The organism is Nocardia anaemiae NBRC 100462 (genome assembly GCF_001612725.1).
Lineage (GTDB): Bacteria > Actinomycetota > Actinomycetes > Mycobacteriales > Mycobacteriaceae > Nocardia > Nocardia anaemiae.
Genome location: NZ_BDAZ01000001.1, coordinates 229,343 through 251,689 on the forward strand (window position 1 = coordinate 229,343; position 22,347 = coordinate 251,689).

Sequence of the window (22,347 nt, forward strand, 5' to 3'; positions counted from 1 at the left end):
GAACTACAGCGAAACTGGCTGGCCGCAGAATATGTATGGACCGGTGCCGGGTCAGCTCGCGGATCGGGTGGCGCAGTCGAATACCTCGTTCAGCGCATCGCGTAGCAGGTTCGCGTAGATATCGATGTCCGGTAGCGCGGCGGTGTCGGCGTGGATCGAGACGGTGACGGTATCGCCGAGGCCGTGTACGCCGTGGGTGAGGTGCATGACCGACCCGATTGCGGGGAAGCCGCCGGTGAAGCGGACGGGTGCGCCGCCGAAGGTCAGGTCGGCGGGGCCGCGGTGGACGCTGGAGACCACGGTGTGTCCGGCGATGGAGTCGGGGACGATGTCGAGCGGGTAGCGCTCGATGTCGCGGCGTAGTAGTCGGGCGGGGGTGACGGCGGTGACGCGGTCCTGTGCGGTCAGCAGTGGATGCTGGGCGCGGGTTCGGCGATCGGCGAGCGCGGCGGCGATCTTGTTCGCACGGGTCAGTACCTCCGGTTCATCGATGAACAGGTCGACGCCGAGGCTGCGGTAGTTATTGCGAGCCGCTATCCCATTGTCGGACAACGCCATCGGTACCTGCGCGCCGAGACGGTTCACTCGTTCACCGCGCGCCGTGAGGTAGCGATCGAGTGCGATCGACACGGCGGTCAGTGCAACCACGGTCACGGTGTGGCCCGGGATGCGCAGCCGTTCGGCATCGCAAACGATCATCCGCACCTGATGAGCGTGCTGTTTTGTGGGATCACTCCGGTTCACCGGACTCGGCGTGAAGCTGGGACCCGGCCCCGGAAGCCTTCCCGCAGTCGTCGATTCGACCAACTCCTGCTGCGCCCGAAATGCCTGATACCCGCGAATCGCGGTGCGCGCGAACTGAATCGGCATCCGAAGCAGCGCCAGCATCGAATGCACATGTATGGGATCCACCGGCACCGCTTCGACAGCTGCCGCACCGAGACGGGCGGTTTGCGCAGCAACTCTGCGAGCAACCGATCGGCGCGGCGCAGCTATCGAATCGGCACCGACACCCGAGACGCCATCGCCATGCGCCGCGACATCGGCAATGGTCACAGCCTCGGCGACCCCTTCGGTCCGCTCGGCCCGAGCAACCGGCGACCGCCATGCCAGCGACTCACCCTCCGCAACCGGCTCGGCCGCACCGACTTCGGAAAACAACGCCCTGGCGATATCCGCACCCCGCCGCCCATCCGCCAAAGCATGCGACATCTGCAGCACGACCACCATCGCCGGTCCAGCACCCGCGGGCGCACCGAGTACTCCACGAAACACATGCAACCGCCATGGCCGCACCGCGGCATCCACTCCGGTGCCGAGCAGTTTGCCGAGCACCGCACACACACCCGGCCAATCCGGTTCCGGAAGGAAATGTTCCACAAATTGCTCGGCACGGAATTCACACCGAACCCATGTCGGATAGTCCAGATCTGCGGGCAGCGCGCGCAGCCGGACCGATAGATCGGCAATGTCGGCACTGCGGCGCGCGACGAACTCGCGCAATCGCGCACCGGAATGCCCGGAATCGTCGAAGCAATACAGCATGAAGAGGTCATTTCGGGTACGGCCGGACAGCCAGTACATCGTCGCGTCCTGGGCGGCCACCGTAGTCACGACTCGACGATATGACACCGGTAACCGGAGATAGTGCGCAGCACCGGAAAACTGAATGATCTTGTTCCACATTGCGGTTCCGGAAAACCTATCGATTCCCCGTCGATCCCCTGCTACCGTCTGTAGTAGAACACGTACCACCACTCACCCAGAGCGGGGTGTCGGCCATGGCTATAGACGTAGGTCGTAAGGCAAGGGAACAAGCCAACTCCTTCGATGAGCGATATAAGGCCGCGGCGTTCATGAAGCGGTCGATCAACAAGGTCTTTCCGACCCACTGGTCGTTCTTACTCGGCGAGATCGCGCTCTACAGCTTCATCATCCTGGTGCTGTCCGGTACCTATCTGACGCTGTACTTCGACCCATCGATGGCCGAAGTCACCTACAACGGCGCCTACCAGCCGCTGCGCGGGGTGTCCATGACCCGCGCCTACGAGACGGCACTGAACATCTCCTTCGAGGTCCGCGGCGGTCTATTCGTGCGCCAGGTCCACCATTGGGCCGCACTACTTTTCGCGGCCTCGATCATCGTGCACCTGTTCCGGATCTTCTTCACCGGCGCGTTCCGCAAGCCGCGCGAGGCGAACTGGGTGCTGGGCTCGCTGCTGCTGATCCTGGCCATGTTCGAGGGATACTTCGGCTACTCGCTGCCCGACGATCTACTCTCCGGCACCGGCCTGCGGGCGGCGTTCTCGTCCATCACGCTCGGCATTCCGCTGATCGGCACCTGGATGCACTGGTTGATGTTCGGCGGCGACTATCCGGGCGAGATCATCCTGCCGCGCCTGTTCATCGCGCATGTGCTGCTGTTCCCTGGCATCATGCTCGCGCTGATCGCCGCGCATATCGCGCTGGTCTGGTACCAGAAGCACACCCAGTTCCCAGGACCCGGTCGCACCGAGAACAACGTGATCGGTGCGCGCATCGTGCCGGTCTTCGCGGCGGACCAGGGCGCGTTCTTCGCCTTCACCCTCGGTGTCGTCGCACTTATGGGCGGTCTGCTGCAGATCAACCCGATCTGGGCCTTCGGCCCCTATAGCCCGGCCAAGGTATCGGCGGGCACCCAGCCGGACTTCTACATGATGTGGACCGACGGCATGATGCGCCTGATCCCGCCCTGGGAGCTGTATCCGGGCCGCTATACCGTGCCCGCACCGTTCTGGGGTGCGGTGATCATGGGCCTGGTCTTCACCGTGCTGATCGCCTATCCGTGGATCGAACGGCGACTGACCAAGGACACCGCGTACCACAATCTGCTGCAGCGCCCGCGTGACGTACCGGTCCGCACCGCGATCGGCGCGATGGCGATCACCTTCTACGTGGTACTGACGCTGTCCTGCGTGAACGACATCATCGCCTACAAATTCGACGTCTCGCTGAACGCGACCACCTGGGTCGGCCGGATCGGCATTCTCACCCTGCCCGCGGTGGCCTACTTCGCCGCCTACCGCATCTGCCTCGGCCTGCAGCGCAGCGACCGCACGGTGCTCGAACACGGCATAGAAACGGGCATTGTCCGGCGGTTGCCGCACGGTGAGTACATCGAGATCCATCAGCCACTCGGTCCGGTCGACGCGCACGGTCACCCGATTCCGCTGACCTACCAGGGCGCGACGGTGCCGAAGAAGATGAACAAGCTGGGTTCGGCGGGCAAGCCGGGCACCGGCGGATTCTTCCGCCCCGATCCATGGCAGGAGTCCCGCGCCAATCGGGCGGCCGAGCACGAGGAAGAGCGCAAGCAGCTGGCCGTACTACGCGCGGCTCAGGAGCAGACCGACGGCCAGCACCACTGAGAAAGTACTGCTGAGCACTGCGAAGGCCCCGAGTCCGTGCCGACCCGGGGCCCGTGCTGTTTGGTTCGAACGTACCTGTTTTTCAGGCGCGTCCGAACTCCCCCTTCGACATTCCGTTTAGGAATGCATCCCACTCGCCTGGCGCGAACGCCAACAACGGACCATAGCCGTTGTCTTTGGTGTCGCGGACCGCCACGTTGCCGTCGACGAGAAATGCGACTTCCACGCAGTTCCCATCGGGGCCACTGTATGTGCTCTTACGCCACACAGCGCCCGTCAAGTCAACTTCCACGGCACTAGCTCCTTTGCTGCGTCGAGAACGAGATTTTCTTCTGACATCGTTCTAACTAGCACCGGCATCCGGCGCGGAACGCCGAATCCCGCGGTGCGCCTTGCCAAAGCGCGCGATTTTCACGGTGCGTCGTGATCGCACTGCACTTCGAGGTGAAATTCACCTCGCGGGGTCGCCCCCGCGCGCTAAACACTAGCAGGTTCATCGAGAATTTGCCGATCTCTTGCCCATTCCATCATCGCATCTGCCAATCTTGCGAAGATTGGAAGTTGCGGAATCATTGCCGGAAGATGACATTCATTTCTATGTTTGCTGGGCAGCAAACTTTTTGGCGATGTGATTGCTCCGTGATCCGTCAATTAATCGTGATCGACCGAACTCGGGTGGACGCCCGCGACGCCCGCCATGGATGATGGGCAGCATGGTCGAACGCCCGCGCGACGAGGCAGGTCGCGCACGTAATCCCCGCCCACGCGACCGGTTCGGGCGGCCACTGCCGGTCGGCAGCGTCGGTGTGCCGCGAATTCCGGACGACCTGAATCTGCCACCCCAGCAAACTCTCTCCTACGCCCAGCAACTGCTGGATGACGGCCTGGCATTCAACGCGCACGAGGTATTGGAGGCCGCGTGGAAGAACGGGCCGTTCGCCGAAAGGATGCTGTGGCAGGGTCTGGCGCAATATGCGGTGGGTCTGACCCACATCCAACGCGCGAATCCGAAGGGCGCGCGCACCCTGCTCACCCGCGCGGTGGGCCGGTTGCGCGCCTATGAGGCCGACTCGCCGTACGGCATCGACCGCGCGGGCCTGATCGCGCACGCCGAGGCACTGCTGGCCGCACTCGACAGCGGAACCGCGATTCCCGAAGACCGGCTCAAGCCGCGGCTGCTGCTCCGGTGACCCCTAGCATGGCGAATGTGCCGGTACCCAGAACTCCAGCGGGCAGATACGCCCCGAGCCCGTCCGGCGATCTGCACATCGGAAATCTGCGCACCGCGGTGCTGGCTTGGTTGTTCGCGCGCTCGACCGGCCGCCGCTTCGTGTTGCGGATCGACGATCTGGATCGCGTCCGGCCGGGAGCCGAACAGCGCCAACTCGCCGACCTCGCCGCGATCGGCCTGGACTGGGACGGCCCGGTCGTCCGGCAGAGCGACCGGCTGTCGCACTATCAAGCGGCCATAGATCGGCTCACCGCGGCCGGTCTCACCTACGAGTGCTATTGCACCCGAAGGGAAATCCAGCAGGCCGCGACCGCACCGCACGGACCGCTCGGCCACTATCCGGGCACCTGCCGCGATCTGACCGACGCGCAGCGAACCGCGCATCGAGCCGACGGACGCCCGGCCGCACTGCGGTTGCGAGCAGAAGCGCGCGAATTCGAGATCACCGATGAATTGCACGGGAGCTATCGCGGGCCCGTCGACGATGTCGTCCTGCGCCGCGGCGACGGAATTCCGGCGTACAACCTGGCCGTGGTCGTCGACGATGCGGAGCAGGGCATCGATCAGGTGGTCCGCGGCGACGATCTGCTGCCGTCGACACCACGCCAGGCCTTTCTCGCGACACTGCTGGACCTTCCGATTCCGCACTACGCACATGTGCCGCTGGTACTGAATGCCGAGGGAAAGCGCCTCGCCAAACGCGACGGCGCGGTGACACTCGCCGATCAACTCGCCCTCGGCAATACACCAGAGCGGGTCGCGGCCGCGCTGGCCTGTTCCGTTGGCTATCCCCCGGTTTCGCCCGCCGAACTGATCGATCGTTTCGACCCGGCCGATCTGACCGAGGAACCGTGGATACTCGACGAGAATGGGTTGTTGCAACCCGCGCGATGTCCGTAACGTACGCAATCGACCGATCTACTGATCACTGACGAGGACACACATATGACAAGCGGTGGCTACGACCCCAACCAATATCCGCAAGGCGGGCAACAATATCCAGGCGGCCAGCAGTACCCGCAGGGTGGACAGCCCCAGTACGGCCAGCAGCCGCCGCAGTACGGTCAGCAGCCCCAGTACGGCCAGCAGCCGCCGCAGTACGGTCAGCAGCCGCAATACGGTCAGCAGCCGCAGGATCCCTACGGCCAGCAGCAGCCCTACCCCCAGCAGCCCTATGGCGAGCAGCCGGGATACGGATACGGCGGACAGCCCGGTGATATCGGGGCCCGCATCGGCGCCCGCGTCATCGATCACCTGATCGTCGGCATCCCGGTCTACGTCGTCATCCTGCTCATCGTCGGCTCCGGACTCGGCGGGCAGATCGTGCTGGGTCTGGTGAGCGCGATCGCGATGCTCGGCTACTTCGTCGGCATGGAGACCTCGCAGGGCACCACACTCGGCAAGAAGATCGTGGGCCTCAAGGTCGTCGCCCCCGGCGGCGCGGCGAAGATCACTCCGGAGGTCTCGCTGAAGCGCAACCTCTATGTCGCCCTCAGCATCATTCCGTGCATCGGTGGCCTGGCCGAGCTCGGCCTGATCATCTACATGATCATCACCACCTCGCAGGACCCGAACAAGCAGGGTTGGCACGACAAGTTCGCTGGCGGCACCCAGGTCGTCAAGGCCTGATCAGGCCGCGAAACCCCGGGTACAACACAGGGGCGCTCCCGAGAACGGGAGCGCCCCTGATGTTTTCGAAAGCGGCTAACTCGTCGCTGTCAGCGCTACGTCGAGAATGATGTAGGCGATCCAGAGCACGATGGCGCCAGCGCCGATCCAGATTCCGGCCAGCGCCATACCGCGGCCACCCTGGCCACTCTCCTTGATCTGATTCAGTGCGATGACACCGAGGATGATTCCGACGATCGCGCCGATACCGCAACTGCACAGCCCGATTATCGAGGCGATCAGCGAACCGATCGCGAGCCCGTTGTTGCCCTGCGCCTGCTGCGGATAGCCGTACGGCTGATACGCATTCGGATAGGCCGGGGTCTGCGGGTACGGCTGCTGCTGCCCGGCGACCGGCTGCTGCGGGTAGCTCGGATACTGCGGCTGCGAGGGCGGCTGCTGGGGATACTGCGGCGCGGAAGGGTACTGCGGCGTCGAGGGGTACTGCGGTACCGACCCCTGGGAGCCAGCCTCCGGCGACACGCCTTCGCCGCCGTACTGTTTCCACCATTCGTCGGAATCGCCGGGATTCGTCATTGCTACAGCCTATTCCACAACCTGGTTGGATGAAGCGCGTGAGTGAGTCCAAAACAGTCGAAGAACACCCAGAATCTGGGGGCCCCGCGGCGGCCCACGCGGCATTCGCCGTCGCCGCGCGGGGCTACTACACCCCTGTTGTCGCCCTGTTCACCGCGACACTGATCATCTCGAATATCTGCGCAACCAAAGGCGTCCAATTCTTCACCGATCATTCGGTGAAGCTGGGCCCCATCGAGGTCCTGCCGATCTCCACCGACGGTGCGTGGTTCCTGTTCCCCCTGGCCTACATCATCGGCGATGTCCTCAGCGAGGTCTACGGCTTCAAGGCCGCCCGCCGGGCCATCTACTACGGCTTCGCCATCCTGCTGCTCGCGGTCGTCTGCTTCAAGATCGCCATCGAGCTGCCCGCCGCCACCTTCTACGACAATCAGGAAGCCTTCCGGTCCGTCATCGGCACCACGCCGCAGCTGGTCGCCGCGGGTCTGTCCGGCTACTTCGTCGGCGAGATGCTCAACTCGGCGTCGCTGGTGCTGATCAAGGAGAAGACCAAGGAAAAGCACCTGTGGGCGCGGCTGATCGGTTCCACGATCGTCGGCGAATTCGGGGACACGCTGATCTTCTGCTCGATCGCGGCCACCGCCATCGGCATCGATAGCTGGGGACAGTTCGTGAACTACGTGATCGTCGGATTCGTCTGGAAGACGCTCGCCGAGGTCATCGTGCTGCCGATCACCTACCGGGTGATCGCCTTCCTGAAGAAGCACGAGCCGAGCTACGCACCGCGCGAAACTCCCGCGCTCCTGAGCTGAAAGTTGCTATGCCGCAGGCCCGCTCGGGCGTAACCACAACGGAGCGAGTCTTACGAGCGAGGAGTTCGCGGCCCGTCTCGCGTCCGAGTCGTCGAAGCGCATGCGCCGCAGGCGCGAGTCTCGACGGCTCGGACGCGAGGCCCACCCGTCGCCCGACCACCGCCCCTCATCGAATCGCTACGCGATGCTGTCATTCCGGGCCGCGAACACGCCGCGCCGCCAGGCGCGGCAATCAGACAGAGCTACGCCCTTTCCAACGGCCTAGCGTTTCGGCCTTGTACTCATCGAAATAGCCGCCCTCGATGCTCTCGCGAATCCGGTCGACGAGTCGAATCGTGAAGCGCTCGTTGTGAATTGTGCACAGCGTCGAGGCCAGCATCTCCTTGGCCTTGAACAGGTGATGGATATAGGCGCGGGTGTAGTTGGCGCAGGTGTAGCAGTCGCAGGTGTCGTCGATCGGGGTGAAGTCGCGGCGGAAACGGGCGGTATTGATATTGAATCTGCCCTCGGCGACATAGATCGCCGCATTGCGCGCGACCCGGGAGGGGTTCACACAGTCGAAGGTGTCCGCGCCGTTCTCCACCGCGACGAACATGTCCTCGGGTTCACTGATGCCGAGCATATGCCGCGGCTTGTCCTCGGGCAGTTCATCGCAGCACCAGCCGACAATGGTTCCGAGGTTGTGCTTCTCCAGCGCCCCGCCGATGCCGTAGCCGTCGAAACCCGTTCCGGCACTGCCGCGCAGCGATTCCAGTTCCCGACAGGCCTTGCGGCGCAGGTCCTCGTATTGCGCGCCCTGGATCACCGCGAACAGCGCCTGATATGGGCGATGCGTGCGCGCGGCGGTCAGCCGTTCGTGCTCATCGATACAGCGCTGCGCCCATTCGTGCGTGCGCTGCAGCGACTTCTCCTGGTAGGCACGGGTATTCAGCAGGGTGGTCAGCTCGTCGAAGGCGAACATGATGTCCGCGCCGAGCCGATGCTGGATGCCCATCGAAACCTCGGGGGTGAACCGGTGTTTCGAGCCGTCGAGGTGGGAGCGGAAGGTGACGCCGTCATCGTCGACGGTGGCCAGGCGTTCCTTGCCCGCGGCGATCACGTCGTCGCTTCGGACGTCGACGGCCTCCATGGCCAGCACCTTCTTGAAGCCGACGCCCAGCGACATCACCTGGAAGCCGCCGCTGTCGGTGAAGGTCGGGCCGGGCCAGTTCATGAACTCGCTCAGCCCACCCGCCTCGTCGACGATATCGGGCCCGGGCTGCAGGTACAGGTGGTAGGCATTAGCAAGCAGCGCCTGCGCACCGAGTTCCTTCATGGTCTCCGGCAGCACCGCCTTCACCGTCGCCTTGGTGCCGACCGGAATGAATGCGGGCGTCGCGATATCACCGTGCGGTGTGCTGATCACGCCCGTCCGACCGTGTCGCCCAGGAATACGGGTACCGACGGTGAACGAGAAAACTCCAGGATCAACCACGCCGTACATCCTCTCAGGCACGTCACACTGCCCCGCACCAAGTGCTCTCGCACAGCCAACGGGCATCGCGCACAAGCCACACGTTATGCGCGATAGCCACCCGGTATGCGACGAGTATCGGCCCGGTCAGGCTTGGGCGGCGGCCGCGGCGAACTGGGCGTTGTAGAGGCGGTAGTAGGCGCCGCGTTCTTCGAGGAGGCGCTCGTGGTTGCCGTGTTCGACGATGCGGCCCGCCTCCATGACGACGATCAGATCGGCATCGCGGATGGTGGACAGGCGGTGCGCGATGACGAAGCTGGTGCGGTCCCGGCGCAGGGCCGCGGTCGCGTGCTGGACCAGCGCCTCGGTGCGGGTATCGACCGAACTCGTCGCCTCGTCGAGGACCAGGATTGACGGTTTGGCGAGGAAGGCGCGGGCGATGGTGATCAACTGCTTCTCACCGGCGCTGACACCCGAACCCTCCTCATCGATGACCGTGTCGTAACCGTGTGGCAGCGCGTGCACGAAGCGGTCGACGTAGGCGGCGCGGGCGGCCGCGAGAATATCGGCCTCACTCGCATTCGGATTGCCGTAGGCGATGTTCTCCCGAATGGTGCCCTTGAACAGCCAGGTGTCCTGCAACACCATGCCGATCCTGGAGCGCAGGTGATCTTGGGTGATCTCGGTGATGTCGACGCCGTCGATGGTGATGGTGCCCGCATCGAGTTCGTAGAACCGCAGCAGCAGATTCACCAAGGTGGTCTTGCCCGCACCGGTCGGGCCGACGATGGCGACCACATGTCCAGGCTCGGCGACCAGCGACAACCGCTCGATGACCGGCGTCTCCGGTTCGTAGCGGAACGACACCGCCTCGAACTCGACCCGGCCGCGATCGACCGGACGGGTGTTCTCCATGACCGGATCCGGCGACTGCTCCTCGGCATCGAGAATCTCGAAGATCCGCTCGGCCGAGGCGACACCGGATTGCAGCAGGTTGGCCATCGCGCCGATCTGGGTCAGCGGCTGGCTGAACTGGCGGGAGTACTGGATGAAGGCCTGCACCTCACCGAGCGACAGGTTGCCGGTCGCCACCCGCAGGCCGCCGACCAGCGCCACCAGCACGAAGTTCACGTTCCCGAGGAACATGATCGCGGGCATGATCAGCCCGGAGATGAACTGCGCCTTGAAACTCGACTCGTAGAGGTCATTGTTGCGCTTGTCGAATTCCTGACCGACCTCGCGATTGCGGCCGAATGCGGTGACCACCTCGTGCCCGGTGAAGGCCTCCTCGACCTGGGCGTTCACCATGCCCGTGTACTTCCACTGGTTCACGAAGTGCGGTTTGGAGCGCTTGGCGATCTGCGTGGTGACCACGATCGCGGCGGGCACGGTGAGCAGGGCGATCAACGCGAGCAGCGGCGAAATCCAGAACATCATGATCAGGATGCCGATCACCGAGAACAGCGAAAGGATCAGCTGGCTCATGGTCTGCTGCAGGGTCTGCGACACATTGTCGACGTCATTGGTGACGCGGCTGAGCAGGTCACCGCGCGGCGTGGAATCGAAGTAGCGCAACGGAAGTCGATGGATCTTGTCCTCGACATCGCTGCGCAGCCGCTTCACCGTGCGGTTGATGACGATATTGAGCAGGTAGGACTGCAGCCAGCTGAAGACGCCTGCGCCGATGTAGAGCAGCAGCACCAGCATCAGCACCCGGCCGACCGCGCCGAAATCCACACCGACACCCGGAGTGACATCCATCGCGCCGAGCATGTCGGCCAAGGTGTTGTTGCCGGAGGCTCGCAGGCGCTGGATCGCCTCTTCCTTGGTTATGCCACTCGGCAATTGGCGGCCGACCACACCGTCGAAGACCACGTTGGTGGCCTTGCCGAGGATGTAGGGGCCGAGCGTATTCAGCACCACCGAGACGATCGCGAGTGCGAGAATCACGCCGACATACACGCGCTCGGGGGCCAGCCTGCGCAACAGCCGCTGCAGCGACGGACCGAACGATTTCGCCTTCGCATCCGGCGCACCGGGATTCACCGCTCCGGGTCTCATCGGATCTCCTCTCGCCGGATCCGATGCCCGTCGCCGCTCGGATCGGGCGGCGAGCCGTTGCGCTTGCCGAGGACGACGGCCTCGTCGGCGCCGAGCTGCGAGGCGACGATCTCCTGGTATTCCGCGCAATCGCGCATCAACTGCTCATGGGTGCCGATCCCGGCCATGACGCCGTCCTCCAGCACGACGATCTGATCGGCATCGCGAATGGTGGTAACCCGTTGCGCCACAATGATTACCGAGGCATCCCCGGTCTCCGGCCGCAATGCCGCGCGCAGTCGGGCGTCGGTGGCGACATCCAATGCGGAGAACGAATCGTCGAACAGGTAGACCCGCGGCTTCTTCACCAGCGCCCGCGCGATGGCCAACCGCTGACGCTGCCCACCCGAAACGGTGGTGCCACCCTGTGCGACCGGTGTTTCCAAGCCCTGCGGCATATCGCGCACGAAATCGGCGGCCTGGGCGATCTCCAGACAGCGCCACAGTTCCTCGTCGGTGGCGTCCGGATTGCCGTAGCGCAGATTGCTGGCGATGGTGCCGGAGAACAGGTATGCCTTCTGCGGCACCAGCCCGATCTGTTCGCGCAGCACTTCGAGGTCGATATGGCGGACATCGGTACCGCCGACGTAGACCGCGCCATCGGTCACATCGATGAGCCGGGGAATCAGATTGAGCAGTGTCGTCTTGCCCGCACCGGTTGAGCCGACGATCGCCGTGGTCGTCCCCGGCTCGACCTGGAACCGGATCGCCGAGAGCACCGGCTTTTCCGCACCGGGAAAGGCGAATTCGGCGAATTGCAGATCGACCTGTGCCGGATCGCCTTTGAACGGCTGCGGCAGTCGCGGCGGTAGTACCGAGGTCTCGGTCTCGAGCACCTCACCGATCCGATCGGCCGAGACGGCCGCGCGCGGCGCCATCATGGCCAGGAACGAGGCCATCATGACGGCCATCAGGATCTGCATGATGTAGGACAGCATCGCGGTGAGCGAGCCGATCTGCATTTTGTCTTCGTTGATGAGATGTCCGCCGAACCAGATCACGGCGACGGCGGTGACATTGCTGATCAGCATCACCAGCGGGAACATCAGTGCCATGAGCCGCCCGACCCGCAGCGAGGATTCGGTGAGTTCGGTGTTGGCCACCCCGAAGCGCCAGGTCTCCTGCCGTTCGCGCACGAACGCGCGCACCACGCGGATACCGGTGATCTGCTCGCGCAACACCCGGTTGACCTCATCGATCCGGTGCTGCATATCGCGGAAGCCGGGCACCATCTTCGCCACGATGACGCCCATCGAAATGGCAAGTGCGGGCACCGCGATGAGCAGCAGCCAGGACAGTCCGAGATCTTCGCGCAACGCCATGAAGATGCCGCCGATACACATGATCGGCGCCATCACCAGAATGGTCGCCGACATCACGATCAGCAGCTGAACCTGCTGAATATCGTTGGTATTGCGGGTGATAAGCGAGGGTGCGCCGAACAGGCCGACCTCGCGTGCGGAGAAGGTGCCGACCCGGTGCAGCACCGCGCCGCGCAGATCCCGACCCGCACCCATCGCGGCCTGCGCGCCGAGGTAGACCGAGCAGGCCGAAGCGATGATCTGCACACCGGTGACCGCGAGCATCCACAGTCCGGTGGTCCAGATGTAGCCGATATCGCCCTTGGTGACACCGTTATCGATCAGGTCGGCGTTCAAGGTCGGCAGGTACAGCATCGCGATGACCGAGATGAGTTGTAGGCCGACGACGCCCGCCAGTTGGGCCCGATAGGGGGCCAGATGAGTGCGAAGCAGTCTGATCAGCATGATGAAAAGGAGGCTACCGGCAATCCGCGCGGTGCGTCTCGAACATTCCTGACCAGCAGCGATGTTCGCGCTCGAGGCTTTCGGCCCGGATCACTCGATGCGAATCAACGCCGCGCCCATGCACCGGGATCCTCGGTGAGCGTCCCGATGAATCCGGGCAGCCGATCCTGTGCGATGTCATCGATGGAGACATTCTCCAGCACCGCACGAATATTCACCCGCAGCGCGATCCACACCCGCTGCAACGGTTCGGCCGCACCCGGATATCGCACATCCTCCGGACGCTCCCCGCGCACCGAGGCCAGCGGGCCCTCGATCGCGCGGATCACATCGGCGATGGAGATCTGCGCGGCCGGGCGGGCCAGCCAATAGCCGCCGTCCGGGCCGCGCCTACTGGTCACCAGATCAGCTCTGCGCAATTCGGCGAGGACCGTCTCGAGTACCTTGGGCGGGATATGCTGCGCGGTCGAAATCGCCTCTGCCTTCACCACCGGCGCGACCTGCACGGCGACCCGATCCGACGCACGGTGGGTCCGCGGTGCGCGGGCGATCTCCAATAGGGTCCGCACCGCGTAATCGACCCTCGCGGTGATGTGCACGGCGGCTGCTCCCTGGCCTCTTCGGTGTTCGAACGAATCTACGCGGTATGGCAGCCGGTAAGAACACAGGTGGCCGCGTCAAGCAGTGTGCGCTCCACCACGGAATCCTCCACGCCGGGCACGAGTTCGGTGGACAACAGCGCGACCCCGAGCACCTCGAGTGCCGCACTGGCACGCAGCTTGGCGACATCGTCGGCACCGGGTCCGGCGAGCCATTCACGCAGTATCCGAGTCGAATCCAGCATGTCCGGATACCGGTCGGCCATGACATTGATGATCGCGACGGTGTCGCGGACGCACAGCGCACCCGCGTCGCGATGGCGGATCATGCCGCGCAAATAGGCGCGCAATACGGCGCGAATGCCCTCTTCGTCGTGCGGGACCGCATCGATATCCTCGATCACCGAGCGCATGTGATCGATGATCGGATCGACGATCGCCAGTAATAGATCTAACTTCGAGGCGTAGTGATAGTAGAGCGAAGCCTTTGTGATTCCTACCGCATCCGCGACCTCGCGCAGGCTCGTCTGCTCGAATCCCTTGGCCCCGAACAGCTTCACCGCGGCATCGCGAATTGCCATTTTAGTGCCGCCACCTGCGACAACAGCCTCGCCCGCGTCACGAACGGTCATGGGATGATCCTCTCATCACTTATGCGCTGAGCTAACGTTGCCACCAGAATTGAGGTTGTACCTCCGCTTAGCCCCTGGGTAGTCTACCTACCGCACGGTAGGCAGAAAGCGTCAATTGGAGGCGGGGCGGCAGGGCAATCCCCGCGAGTGCTTGTCTACGCGCCACGAATCAGCACGTAACCAGCCATCCGTAGTGACTGCTTGCAGGTCGCTCGAAAAGGTCAGCTAGGAGAACCCTTTCGTGTCCGTTTATCTGTATAGATGGGGGAAGTTCGCTTTCCGCAGGAAATGGATAGTGCTTCCGGTCTGGATTGTCCTGTTCCTACTGCTCGGCGGCCTCGGCGCGCAGCTCAAGGAACCGATGACCAATGACTTCAGCATGCCGGCGCTGCCGTCCGCCCGTGCCAACGACATTCTCGACAAGCACTTTCCCGGCGCCTCCGACGCCTTCAAATTCGACGCCGTCACCGGCACGTATGTCATTGCCGCACCCGATGGGCAGAAGCTGACCGATCCGGCGAACCGGGCGGCGCTGGAGGCCTTCATCGCCAAACTCGGCACGCTCGACATCGTCGACCACAGCAAGCCGGTGATGAATCCGGTCGAGGCCGCCGAGAAGTCGGGCTGCATCACCGATCCGGATCCGTCCAAATGCAGTGGCGCACCGCTGAACGTGCTCAGCAAAACCGACCCCGATTCGGTCGCCTTCTTCAGCGTCCCGTTCACCATCAAGAAGTTCACCGACGTCACCGACGAGCAGCGCGAGGCGGCCTACAACGTCGCCAGCGATGCCCGCAATGCCGGGCTGCAGGTGGAGATGAGCGGCTCGATCGCACAGAAGAACGAGGGCCCCAGCGGTAAGTCCGAGCAGATCGGCATGGGCATCGCGCTGGTCGTCATGATCATCGCCTTCGGCGCCATCGTCGCCGCCTTCGTGCCGATCATCACCGCGATCGTCGGCCTCGGCGCGGCCACCTCGCTGATCTTCCTCGGCACCTCGATCATCGAGGTGCCCAGCTTCACCACCTTCCTCGCGTCCATGATCGGCATCGCGCTGTCGATCGACTACGCGTTGTTCATCGTGTCGCGCTACAAACACGAACTCGCAGTGCAGCATTCGCCGGAGGAGGCGGCTGGTACCGCACTCGGCACCGCGGGTTCGGCAGTGGTGTTCGCCGGTCTGACCGTCATCATCGCGCTCGGCGGACTCAGCATCGTCGGCGTGCAGTTCATGACGTTCATGGGATTGGGTGGCGCGATCGCCGCGGCGTTCGCGGTGCTCACCGCCATCACGCTGATGCCAGCGCTGCTCGGTGCGTTCGGCCGGTTCCTGTTCAAGCCGAAGCTGCCGATCGTGGCCCAGCACGATCCCGAGGACGACAAGTCGGTCACCAATGGCATGCGGGTCGGCCGTTTGATCGGTAAGGCGCCCGCGGTGACGCTGCTGCTCAGCGTTGTCGTGCTCGGCCTGCTCGCCGCACCGGCCGCCGGTCTGAACCTCGGCCTGCCCGGCGATGACAGCCAGCCCAAGACCTCCACCATCCGCAAGGCCTACGAGCTGCGCACCGAGGGCTTCGGTGAGGGCAGCAATGGCGTGCTGAATGTCGCTGTCGACCTCACCAATGTGCCCGCCGACCGGCGCGAGGCCGCGGTGAACGCGCTGCGGTCCAAGCTCGCGTCCTACTCGGGCATGGATTACGTGACCGAGCCCAAGTGGAGTGGTGAGGACAAGGCGGGCGCGCTGCTCGACGGCGTGCCGAAGTCGGGTCCGAACAACCAGGCCACCAAGGATCTGGTCAGCGACGCCCGCGATGCCGAAGCGCAGATGCAGTCCGAGTACGGCATCGAATACGGCATCACCGGCACCACGGCGATCTTCGCCGATGTCGACCACGTGCTGCTGAGCAAGATCGTGCCTTACCTGGCGATCGTGGCCGGTGCCGCATTCCTGCTGCTGATCCTGGTATTCCGCTCGATCCTGGTGCCGCTAACCGCGGCGCTCGGCTTCCTGCTGTCGATGGCGGCCACCTTCGGTGCGACGGTGCTGATCTTCCAGCAGGGCAAGCTCGGGCTGATCGAGGATCCGCATCCGCTGGTCAGCTTCCTGCCGATCATGCTGATCGGTCTGGTGTTCGGCCTGGCCATGGATTACCAGGTGTTCCTGGTGACCCGGATGCGCGAGGAGTTCGTCAACGGAAAATCGCCGAAGGATGCGATGGTCGCCGGTTATCACCATGGTGCTCGAGTCGTTACCTCGGCCGCGGTCATCATGATCTCGGTATTCGGTTCCTTCCTGCTGGAAACCGATGTCACCGCGAAGTCGTTCGGCTTCGCGCTGGCGGCGGGCGTATTGATCGACGCGTTCATTGTCCGGATGATCGTGATCCCGTCGCTGCTGGTGCTGATGGGCAAGTGGTCCTGGTGGATTCCGAAGTGGCTGGATCGGATCCTGCCGGATATCGACGTCGAGGGCGCGAAGCTGCGTGAGCTGCAGCAGCAGTCTGCCGAGACGGTGAAGGTGCCGGTCGGCGTGAGCTGATCGGGACAAGCTGCTCGGCCCCGCACCCCGGATTCGGGTGCGGGGCCGAGTGCGTTTCGGGGGCGTTTTCGCGACAGCCGATCGTGCGTATCCGGCGATCGGGGCCGGTGCCGCATACCTTTTCCTGATTGCTGGATGGAAGCGGCCGAGTTGCACGAATTGCGTGGGCAGCCGGTGCCCGACGTGATGCCGCAGCCGGTGTGGGGCGGCTGAGTACAAATTCGGAACGCTCCCAATGGCTTTCGATAGACCTCTGGCGAATTCCAGTGGGAGCCTGGACATTACTGGCTAGGCTGCGGCAGGTTGCATTCGTCGACCTTCGGGTTCACACCCATGTAGTTGAGCGGACCTGCCAGCGCCGTCACGGCGATGGTGCCGAAACCGGCACAGTTGATCGGGCCGCTTTCGAAGTAGCGGCGCTGACCAGCGGCGAGAATGCCGATGACCAGCCAGAGCAGCAGAAGCAGTCCAAAAATTCGCGCACCGGCGGAAGGCGCTTGTCTGCGGTGGGTCACACGCTCGCGCATCGTCATCGCTTCCTTTCGCACTCGCGTACCACTCGGATACCCGTACACGAGACGATCACTCTTCGTCGTCGATGAGCGCTTGTGCCGATCACCACGTATCGGGCATTGACCGGCGAGATAAGCACCATTTCGAGAAGCCGACGAATCCGTTGCCATTTACTTAGGGCACCTACTTTTCGGGCCGTGCAAGTTCGGCCACGTGCGGCTCACGCGATTCTCGCGCCCACCCTCATCCTCGCCGCTATGGCCAGTATCCAGCCGGGCACTGGCTTGGCCAAGTGTCTATTCGAGATCACCGGACTCGGTGGCCGGTACCCCGATGCATCTCGGCTTCTGTGCCGCCTCGAACGTATACCGCTCGGTTACGCTGACACCCTGGAAGTCCACCGTCGAAAGCCCTGAATCACAGCGGGATCTGGCACCGAGACCAGGTTAAGGGCTCGGCTGTGGGACGTTGCAGTCGGCGATTTTCGGGTTCACGCCCATGTAGTTGAGCGGACCCGCGAGAACGGTCAGGGCGATCGTGCCGAAGCCCGCACAGTTGATCGGACCGCTGTCGAAATAGTGCCGCTGCCCCGCCGCGACAACGCCGATGACCAACCAGATCACGATCAGTACGCTACCAAGTTTCATCTCGCCCATAGCTCTCCCGCGAATCACGCGCACGGGTTGTGGTTCGGGCGAATTATCGCACCGTGGCAGCCGCGGGCGGGCGCGCCCGACCGCACGGCATGTCGCGCCGCCCGGCAGAGCACGCCCTGAGCCGCCGAGGGTGGCCGAACCCTCGGAACTCAGCCCCTCAGGCGTTATTGACTGGGTTGGGGCACATTGCAATCGGCGATCTTCGGATTCACGCCCATGTAGTTGAGCGGACCGGCGATCACCGTCACCGCAATCGTGCCGAACCCGGCGCAATTGACCGGACCACTGTCGAAATAGTGCCGCTGCCCGGCGGCGACGACGCCGATCACCAGCCAGATCAGCACCAGCAGACTGCCGAATCGAAAATAGGGCTCTCTCATCTAACTCTCGCGAATCAATCCCGCGCGGCTCGACCGCGCCACATCGACGCAGCGCACCCTCCCCGCGCTTGCCTAATCGCCGTATACCCGCCCGCCGCCTACTTACCCAGGAACTTCCGCAGCCGGTGGATCGTTGGTGCCACATGGCAAATCTGTTGGGCTGGTCCATCCCTGGCTGGGTGCTACTCCTGATGGCCGTAGCCCTTTACGAAGCCCTGACCCGGAAACGCCGCAAACGCCGCAACCCCGTCTCCAGCACCTTCACCGACGAGTTCACCGCTATGTTCTACGGAACCAAGCGCATGGAACTGGACCACCGGGACTCGGTGTCGATGCTGCGCGACGAACACGCGCAAGGCGCACCGCCTGGCTTCGGCGTCGACCTGGACCGCCACACCGTTGTCCTGCGACGGCAGGATCCGAGCGCATCGTGAATCGACCGAAATCGGTTGCGCGATCAGTGAGCATCTCTCTGTAGCCATACGCATTACCATCGAGGTATGGGTGGTATGAGGATCCACGTTGCCGTCCGACGTCCAGAAGTGGTCACGTTCATCGATTCGCACAGCGACAATCGGACCGTGAGCGTCGTCGAGGCGCTCGAGCGGGTACAACGCCGCCGGTTGGCCGAGGCCGAAGCGATCACCATCGGTGCGCGCCAGGCTTTCCCGGGCGTGGATTAGCGGCAACCGATCCACCGGACCCGGCCGGAAAACGCGCCGAGCCCGCGTGAAAAGCTGTGCGTGTATTGCTGAATCAGTTAGCGGTAGGGGCAATTCCAGGCATGTCTCGTGCCCGGTCCTCAGGGGCGCTTTGTTCGCTGGCCGAGATGCTGCGCGTGTAGTGCGGGGCTGATCCACCGCCAGCCGTGCGGCCCGTGCCGAATTCGCGATAGTTGGCCGTCACCCAGCCCACGCCGCGCCGGTATGCGGTGGCGAGGTTGCGGCGGAACCAGCTTGCGGACCACGTCACGCGTCGAGGGGGGTCCAGGGTCTGATCGACCACGCGCTGCCCAGATCGCTTTCTACCGGGAAGAAAAAGCCCCTCACCTGACAAGGTGAGGGGCTTTGGCGGTGGCGGAGGGATTTGAACCCTCGGAGGGGGGTTACCCCTCACACGCTTTCGAGGCGTGCTCCTTAGGCCGCTCGGACACGCCACCGCCGACAACCATACCGGACGGGGGGCTGATCGCTAAATCGCCTGTAGAGGGCGTGGGAGCGGTGGTTTGGGCGAGTGCGGCGGCTCAACGTTGGGCGCGGAAGAATTCGTCCAGCAGTGCCACGCATTCGGCTTCCAGGATGCCGCCGCGGACCTCTGGGCGATGGTTGAGACGGCGGTCACGGACTACGTCCCAAAGCGAGCCGACTGCACCGGTTTTCGGTTCCCAGGCGCCGAAGACCAGGCGGCCGACCCGGGCGAGTACCAGGGCACCCGCGCACATGGTGCACGGCTCCAGCGTTACCGCGAGCGTGCAGTGTTCCAGACGCCAGCCGTCGCCGACGACCGCGGCGGCACGGCGCAGGGCGAGGATCTCGGCGTGCGCGGTCGGGTCGCCCAGGGCCTCCCTGGCATTGGCGGCGCGGGCGAGTTCGCGCCCGTCGGCATCGAAGACGACAGCGCCGACCGGTACGTCGCGATCGCCCGCATCGGCTGCGGCGGCGATCGCGGCGCGGACCATATCGGTGTCGGCTGCGAGCAGGCCCACGTCAGCGGGGCAGCTTGTCCAGCACGGCCGTGAGTTCGTTGGCGAAGCCGAGCCGCTGGGCGATCATGCCGAGCTGCTCATCCGGATAGAGATCGGTCTCGGCGAGGATCACGCTGAGCACGGGTTCGGGCAGGCCGAGGTCGGCGAGAACGCCGAGGTCACCCTCCTCCCATGGCTCGATATCGTCGAGTTCATCCGGATCGATGTCCGGAATTTCGACATTGAGGGCCTCGAGGACGTCGGCGGCGATGTCGTAATCGATCGCGGCCGTCGCATCCGAGACCAGCATCCGGGTGCCGCTCGGCGCGGGCCGGAGCACGATGAAGAACTCGTCATCGATATCCAGCAACCCGAACACCGCGCCGGAACTGCGCAATGCCTTGAGTTCTGTTTCCGCCGCGGACAAATCGGTGAGCGCCGCCTGACTCAGCGGACTGCACCGCCATTTTCCTTCTTCGCGGACAACCGCCACTGCGAACCCTTCCACGTCGTCGTAATCGTCCGACGCAGCCTTGTTCGTGCCCGAGCGCTGTGCTGCCATGGCCGCAACGGTAGTCGGCTCGAGCCGAAATGTTGAAGTCGTATGCGAATCTGTTCCGATGACTCCTGACCAGAAAGCACCGGTGTGTGTCCTCGGGACAGGCTTGATCGGCGGTTCGCTGCTGCGCGCCGCCGTCGGCGCGGGCTATGACGCGTGGGGTTACAACAGGTCAGAGGCGGGTGCGCAGGCCGCGCGGGCGGACGGATTCGACGTCACCGGGGATCTGCTCGGGGTGCTGACCCGGGCCGCCGACACCGATGCGCTGATCGTGGTCGCGGTGCCCATGCCCGCGGTGGACCACATCCTCGCCGAAGTAGCGACCTTCGCGCCGCGCTGCTCGCTCACCGATGTGGTGAGCGTCAAGGCGCCGGTGGCCGAGGCGGTGCGCAGGCACGGGCTCGCCGCTCGCTATGTCGGCGGGCATCCGATGGCCGGTACCTCCGAATCCGGTTGGGCGGCCACCGATTCCGGCCTGTTCCGTACTGCGGCGTGGGCGGTCGGCGTGGACGAGGGCACCCATCCCGAGCCCTGGCTTCGGGTGGTGCGGCTGGCACTGGCCTGCGGTGCGGTGGTCACGCCGGTGGTCGCGGACGAGCACGACCGGGCGGTGGCCCGGATCTCGCATCTGCCGCATGTCCTGGCCGAGGCGCTGGCGGTGGCCGGTGCGGCGGGCGGCGAGCTGGCGCTCGGACTGGCCGCGGGTTCGTTCCGCGACGGCACCCGAGTCGCCGCCACCGCCCCCGACCTGGTCCGCGCCATCTGCGAACCGAACGCCACCGCCCTGCTGGACGTGCTGGAGGAGACCCTCACCGTGCTCAGCGCCGCCCGCGACGGCCTCCGCGACGAAGCCACCCTGGTCGATCTCGTCGAAGCGGGGCACGACGGCCGGGAGCGCTACGAAACCACGCAGCGCTGGGAGATCACCGATATCCGCCCCGGCGACCACAACTGGCTCGAGGCGTTACGCGAGGCGGGCCAGCGCGGCGGCGTGATCACCAAGCTGGACTGATCGCAGCGCGCGAGGGCGGAACAAACGACGAGACAGGGTCATCGGGGCGTTCACGAGCGTCGCGCTGGGAATCACTGTCCAACCGGACCAGACCAGGCCGACATGGCTCGGCGCTCCCGAAGGTGGAGCGACCAGCGCGTACAACATTGCGCGCCACCCAGTAATTCGCCCGGCGAATATGTGCGCGGCACGTGGAAATATGCGCGGCGGCGCAGCAGCAATTCGCCTGGCGAATCCCCGCGCGGGCCGCGAAGGTGCGCAGGGGCGAGGTCATATGCGTTCGGCGAGACCTGGGTAGTCGAGGAGGAAGCCGTCACCGTCCACGGTGACGGTGGCGCTGGAGACCGGTGACAGCACGCTGATGCCGGTGGCGCCGCTGCTGTAGGTGAGGCTCGCTTCCTGGACCAGGAGGTCGGGCAGGCGGACGTAGACGACCGGGACCTGGATGTTCTCGACGGCGTTCTGCAGACCGAAGCGGCGGATCGGGAGGGTGTTGAAGAACGGGCTGAGCACGACGTCGACATCCAGGGCGCCCGCGAAGGTGGAGCGGACGTGTCCGCCGCCCGCGTCGACAAGCCAGTAGTTCTCTTCGTCCCTGGCGATCGATGCCTGGCGTTCGCCCGCGGCGGTGGTGCTGCGCAGCGATAGCCGCTTGGTGACACCGTTCTCGTCGGTGACCAGGTCATAGGAGGCACTGAACGCGGGATGGTCGGCGCATGCGCCGCCGATCATGCGACCGGCGGCACGGATTCGGTTGCCGTTGAGCGTCACGCGGACGGACTCCATCCGCGACGCGTTG

General features: G+C 64.6%; 22 protein-coding genes, 1 tRNA gene and 1 pseudogene. 9 read left to right on the forward strand and 15 right to left on the reverse strand.

Going from position 1 to position 22,347, the window contains the following annotated elements; genetic code table 11:
* Positions 1 to 51: 51 nt before the first annotated feature.
* Positions 52 to 1,614, reverse strand: coding sequence for a wax ester/triacylglycerol synthase domain-containing protein (locus NA5_RS01015; RefSeq protein WP_169811243.1), 1,563 nt, complete (start codon positions 1,612 to 1,614; stop codon positions 52 to 54).
* Positions 1,615 to 1,781: 167 nt separating this feature from the next.
* On the opposite strand from NA5_RS01015, the gene qcrB reads away from it, so the two are divergent.
* Positions 1,782 to 3,407 (forward strand): cytochrome bc1 complex cytochrome b subunit, encoded by a 1,626-nt coding sequence (gene qcrB, locus NA5_RS01020; RefSeq protein ID WP_062980824.1) that lies wholly within the window; start codon positions 1,782 to 1,784, stop codon positions 3,405 to 3,407.
* An 82-nt stretch (positions 3,408 to 3,489) separates the two neighbouring features.
* On the opposite strand, the gene NA5_RS01025 is transcribed toward qcrB, so the two are convergent.
* Entirely contained in the window at positions 3,490 to 3,699 is a 210-nt protein-coding gene (locus tag NA5_RS01025) for a DUF397 domain-containing protein (RefSeq protein WP_062980826.1), read from the reverse strand.
* A gap of 421 nt (positions 3,700 to 4,120) precedes the next feature.
* Here NA5_RS01025 and NA5_RS01030 point away from each other — a divergent pair, with 421 nt between their 5' ends.
* Genes NA5_RS01030 through NA5_RS01040 form a run of 3 tightly spaced genes read left to right on the forward strand, consistent with a single transcriptional unit; the run spans position 4,121 to position 6,267 of the window.
* Positions 4,121 to 4,597 carry a DUF309 domain-containing protein gene (locus tag NA5_RS01030; RefSeq protein WP_062981270.1) on the forward strand — a complete coding sequence of 159 codons (477 nt, stop codon included), beginning with the start codon at positions 4,121 to 4,123 and terminating at the stop codon, positions 4,595 to 4,597.
* A gap of 8 nt (positions 4,598 to 4,605) precedes the next feature.
* On the forward strand, positions 4,606 to 5,538 hold the full coding sequence (gluQRS, locus tag NA5_RS01035) for a tRNA glutamyl-Q(34) synthetase GluQRS (protein ID WP_062980828.1): 933 nt from the start codon (positions 4,606 to 4,608) through the stop codon (positions 5,536 to 5,538).
* A gap of 45 nt (positions 5,539 to 5,583) precedes the next feature.
* A complete protein-coding gene (locus NA5_RS01040) occupies positions 5,584 to 6,267 on the forward strand; it encodes an RDD family protein (RefSeq protein WP_062980830.1) in 684 nt (227 codons plus the stop codon).
* Between the two features lie 75 nt (positions 6,268 to 6,342).
* Here NA5_RS01040 and NA5_RS01045 read toward each other — a convergent pair whose 3' ends face one another.
* The gene (locus NA5_RS01045; RefSeq protein ID WP_062980832.1) at positions 6,343 to 6,843 is read right to left on the reverse strand and encodes a DUF4190 domain-containing protein; all 501 of its coding nucleotides are present in this window, start codon (positions 6,841 to 6,843) and stop codon (positions 6,343 to 6,345) included.
* Between the two features lie 29 nt (positions 6,844 to 6,872).
* Here NA5_RS01045 and NA5_RS01050 point away from each other — a divergent pair, with 29 nt between their 5' ends.
* A complete protein-coding gene (locus NA5_RS01050; protein WP_245672025.1) occupies positions 6,873 to 7,655 on the forward strand; it encodes a queuosine precursor transporter in 783 nt (260 codons plus the stop codon).
* Positions 7,656 to 7,887: 232 nt separating this feature from the next.
* Here NA5_RS01050 and tgt read toward each other — a convergent pair whose 3' ends face one another.
* The 5 genes and pseudogenes from tgt to NA5_RS01075 form a co-directional block, all read right to left on the reverse strand.
* A complete protein-coding gene (gene tgt / locus NA5_RS01055) occupies positions 7,888 to 9,129 on the reverse strand; it encodes a tRNA guanosine(34) transglycosylase Tgt (protein ID WP_245672026.1) in 1,242 nt (413 codons plus the stop codon).
* Positions 9,130 to 9,255: 126 nt separating this feature from the next.
* Positions 9,256 to 11,169 (reverse strand): ABC transporter ATP-binding protein, encoded by a 1,914-nt coding sequence (locus NA5_RS01060; protein ID WP_062980836.1) that lies wholly within the window; start codon positions 11,167 to 11,169, stop codon positions 9,256 to 9,258.
* A gap of 77 nt (positions 11,170 to 11,246) precedes the next feature.
* Positions 11,247 to 12,974 (reverse strand): annotated as a pseudogene (locus NA5_RS01065) (ABC transporter ATP-binding protein); the annotation flags it as partial.
* Between the two features lie 104 nt (positions 12,975 to 13,078).
* On the reverse strand, positions 13,079 to 13,573 hold the full coding sequence (locus NA5_RS01070; protein WP_062980838.1) for an RrF2 family transcriptional regulator: 495 nt from the start codon (positions 13,571 to 13,573) through the stop codon (positions 13,079 to 13,081).
* A 38-nt stretch (positions 13,574 to 13,611) separates the two neighbouring features.
* Entirely contained in the window at positions 13,612 to 14,205 is a 594-nt protein-coding gene (locus NA5_RS01075) for a TetR/AcrR family transcriptional regulator (RefSeq protein WP_062980840.1), read from the reverse strand.
* 241 nt (positions 14,206 to 14,446) lie between these two features.
* Here NA5_RS01075 and NA5_RS01080 point away from each other — a divergent pair, with 241 nt between their 5' ends.
* Positions 14,447 to 16,744, forward strand: coding sequence for an MMPL family transporter (locus NA5_RS01080; RefSeq protein ID WP_062980842.1), 2,298 nt, complete (start codon positions 14,447 to 14,449; stop codon positions 16,742 to 16,744).
* 281 nt (positions 16,745 to 17,025) lie between these two features.
* On the opposite strand, the gene NA5_RS01085 is transcribed toward NA5_RS01080, so the two are convergent.
* The 3 genes from NA5_RS01085 to NA5_RS01095 form a co-directional block, all read right to left on the reverse strand.
* Entirely contained in the window at positions 17,026 to 17,271 is a 246-nt protein-coding gene (locus tag NA5_RS01085) for a hypothetical protein (RefSeq protein ID WP_062981274.1), read from the reverse strand.
* A gap of 432 nt (positions 17,272 to 17,703) precedes the next feature.
* Complete coding sequence (locus NA5_RS01090) at positions 17,704 to 17,904, reverse strand: hypothetical protein (protein WP_157110184.1); 201 nt, start codon at positions 17,902 to 17,904, stop codon at positions 17,704 to 17,706.
* 173 nt (positions 17,905 to 18,077) lie between these two features.
* The gene (locus NA5_RS01095; protein ID WP_062980844.1) at positions 18,078 to 18,293 is read right to left on the reverse strand and encodes a hypothetical protein; all 216 of its coding nucleotides are present in this window, start codon (positions 18,291 to 18,293) and stop codon (positions 18,078 to 18,080) included.
* Positions 18,294 to 18,436: 143 nt separating this feature from the next.
* On the opposite strand from NA5_RS01095, the gene NA5_RS01100 reads away from it, so the two are divergent.
* Together NA5_RS01100 and NA5_RS40070 are read left to right on the forward strand one after the other, a co-directional pair.
* A complete protein-coding gene (locus NA5_RS01100) occupies positions 18,437 to 18,727 on the forward strand; it encodes a DUF6191 domain-containing protein (protein ID WP_062980846.1) in 291 nt (96 codons plus the stop codon).
* Between the two features lie 66 nt (positions 18,728 to 18,793).
* Complete coding sequence (locus NA5_RS40070) at positions 18,794 to 18,976, forward strand: hypothetical protein (protein ID WP_157110167.1); 183 nt, start codon at positions 18,794 to 18,796, stop codon at positions 18,974 to 18,976.
* A 385-nt stretch (positions 18,977 to 19,361) separates the two neighbouring features.
* On the opposite strand, the gene NA5_RS01105 is transcribed toward NA5_RS40070, so the two are convergent.
* From NA5_RS01105 to NA5_RS01115, 3 genes are all read right to left on the reverse strand, one after another.
* Positions 19,362 to 19,452 (reverse strand) — tRNA-Ser (locus tag NA5_RS01105).
* 84 nt (positions 19,453 to 19,536) lie between these two features.
* The gene (locus NA5_RS01110; RefSeq protein WP_062981278.1) at positions 19,537 to 19,971 is read right to left on the reverse strand and encodes a nucleoside deaminase; all 435 of its coding nucleotides are present in this window, start codon (positions 19,969 to 19,971) and stop codon (positions 19,537 to 19,539) included.
* A 28-nt stretch (positions 19,972 to 19,999) separates the two neighbouring features.
* Complete coding sequence (locus NA5_RS01115) at positions 20,000 to 20,539, reverse strand: tRNA adenosine deaminase-associated protein (protein ID WP_062980848.1); 540 nt, start codon at positions 20,537 to 20,539, stop codon at positions 20,000 to 20,002.
* A gap of 58 nt (positions 20,540 to 20,597) precedes the next feature.
* Here NA5_RS01115 and NA5_RS01120 point away from each other — a divergent pair, with 58 nt between their 5' ends.
* Positions 20,598 to 21,548: a prephenate dehydrogenase gene (locus tag NA5_RS01120; protein WP_062980850.1), complete on the forward strand. Its 951-nt coding sequence runs from the start codon at positions 20,598 to 20,600 to the stop codon at positions 21,546 to 21,548.
* Positions 21,549 to 21,818: 270 nt separating this feature from the next.
* On the opposite strand, the gene NA5_RS01125 is transcribed toward NA5_RS01120, so the two are convergent.
* Positions 21,819 to 22,334 carry a putative glycolipid-binding domain-containing protein gene (locus NA5_RS01125; protein ID WP_062980852.1) on the reverse strand — a complete coding sequence of 172 codons (516 nt, stop codon included), beginning with the start codon at positions 22,332 to 22,334 and terminating at the stop codon, positions 21,819 to 21,821.
* Positions 22,335 to 22,347 lie beyond the last annotated feature (13 nt).

Excerpts from the sequence above, each read along its gene's own strand:
- qcrB (WP_062980824.1), top strand. The coding sequence starts at position 1,782 with ATGGCTATAGACGTAGGTCGTAAGGCAAGGGAACAAGCCAACTCCTTC.
- NA5_RS01030 (WP_062981270.1), top strand. The coding sequence starts at position 4,121 with ATGGTCGAACGCCCGCGCGACGAGGCAGGTCGCGCACGTAATCCCCGC.
- gluQRS (WP_062980828.1), top strand. The coding sequence starts at position 4,606 with ATGGCGAATGTGCCGGTACCCAGAACTCCAGCGGGCAGATACGCCCCG.
- NA5_RS01040 (WP_062980830.1), top strand. The coding sequence starts at position 5,584 with ATGACAAGCGGTGGCTACGACCCCAACCAATATCCGCAAGGCGGGCAA.
- NA5_RS01045 (WP_062980832.1), bottom strand. The coding sequence starts at position 6,843 with ATGACGAATCCCGGCGATTCCGACGAATGGTGGAAACAGTACGGCGGC.
- NA5_RS01050 (WP_245672025.1), top strand. The coding sequence starts at position 6,873 with ATGAAGCGCGTGAGTGAGTCCAAAACAGTCGAAGAACACCCAGAATCT.
- NA5_RS01060 (WP_062980836.1), bottom strand. The coding sequence starts at position 11,169 with ATGAGACCCGGAGCGGTGAATCCCGGTGCGCCGGATGCGAAGGCGAAA.
- NA5_RS01075 (WP_062980840.1), bottom strand. The coding sequence starts at position 14,205 with ATGACCGTTCGTGACGCGGGCGAGGCTGTTGTCGCAGGTGGCGGCACT.
- NA5_RS01085 (WP_062981274.1), bottom strand. The coding sequence starts at position 17,271 with ATGCGCGAGCGTGTGACCCACCGCAGACAAGCGCCTTCCGCCGGTGCG.
- NA5_RS01090 (WP_157110184.1), bottom strand. The coding sequence starts at position 17,904 with ATGAAACTTGGTAGCGTACTGATCGTGATCTGGTTGGTCATCGGCGTT.
- NA5_RS01095 (WP_062980844.1), bottom strand. The coding sequence starts at position 18,293 with ATGAGAGAGCCCTATTTTCGATTCGGCAGTCTGCTGGTGCTGATCTGG.
- NA5_RS01100 (WP_062980846.1), top strand. The coding sequence starts at position 18,437 with ATGGCAAATCTGTTGGGCTGGTCCATCCCTGGCTGGGTGCTACTCCTG.
- NA5_RS40070 (WP_157110167.1), top strand. The coding sequence starts at position 18,794 with ATGGGTGGTATGAGGATCCACGTTGCCGTCCGACGTCCAGAAGTGGTC.
- NA5_RS01110 (WP_062981278.1), bottom strand. The coding sequence starts at position 19,971 with ATGGTCCGCGCCGCGATCGCCGCCGCAGCCGATGCGGGCGATCGCGAC.
- NA5_RS01115 (WP_062980848.1), bottom strand. The coding sequence starts at position 20,539 with ATGGCAGCACAGCGCTCGGGCACGAACAAGGCTGCGTCGGACGATTAC.
- NA5_RS01120 (WP_062980850.1), top strand. The coding sequence starts at position 20,598 with ATGACTCCTGACCAGAAAGCACCGGTGTGTGTCCTCGGGACAGGCTTG.
- NA5_RS01125 (WP_062980852.1), bottom strand. The coding sequence starts at position 22,334 with ATGGAGTCCGTCCGCGTGACGCTCAACGGCAACCGAATCCGTGCCGCC.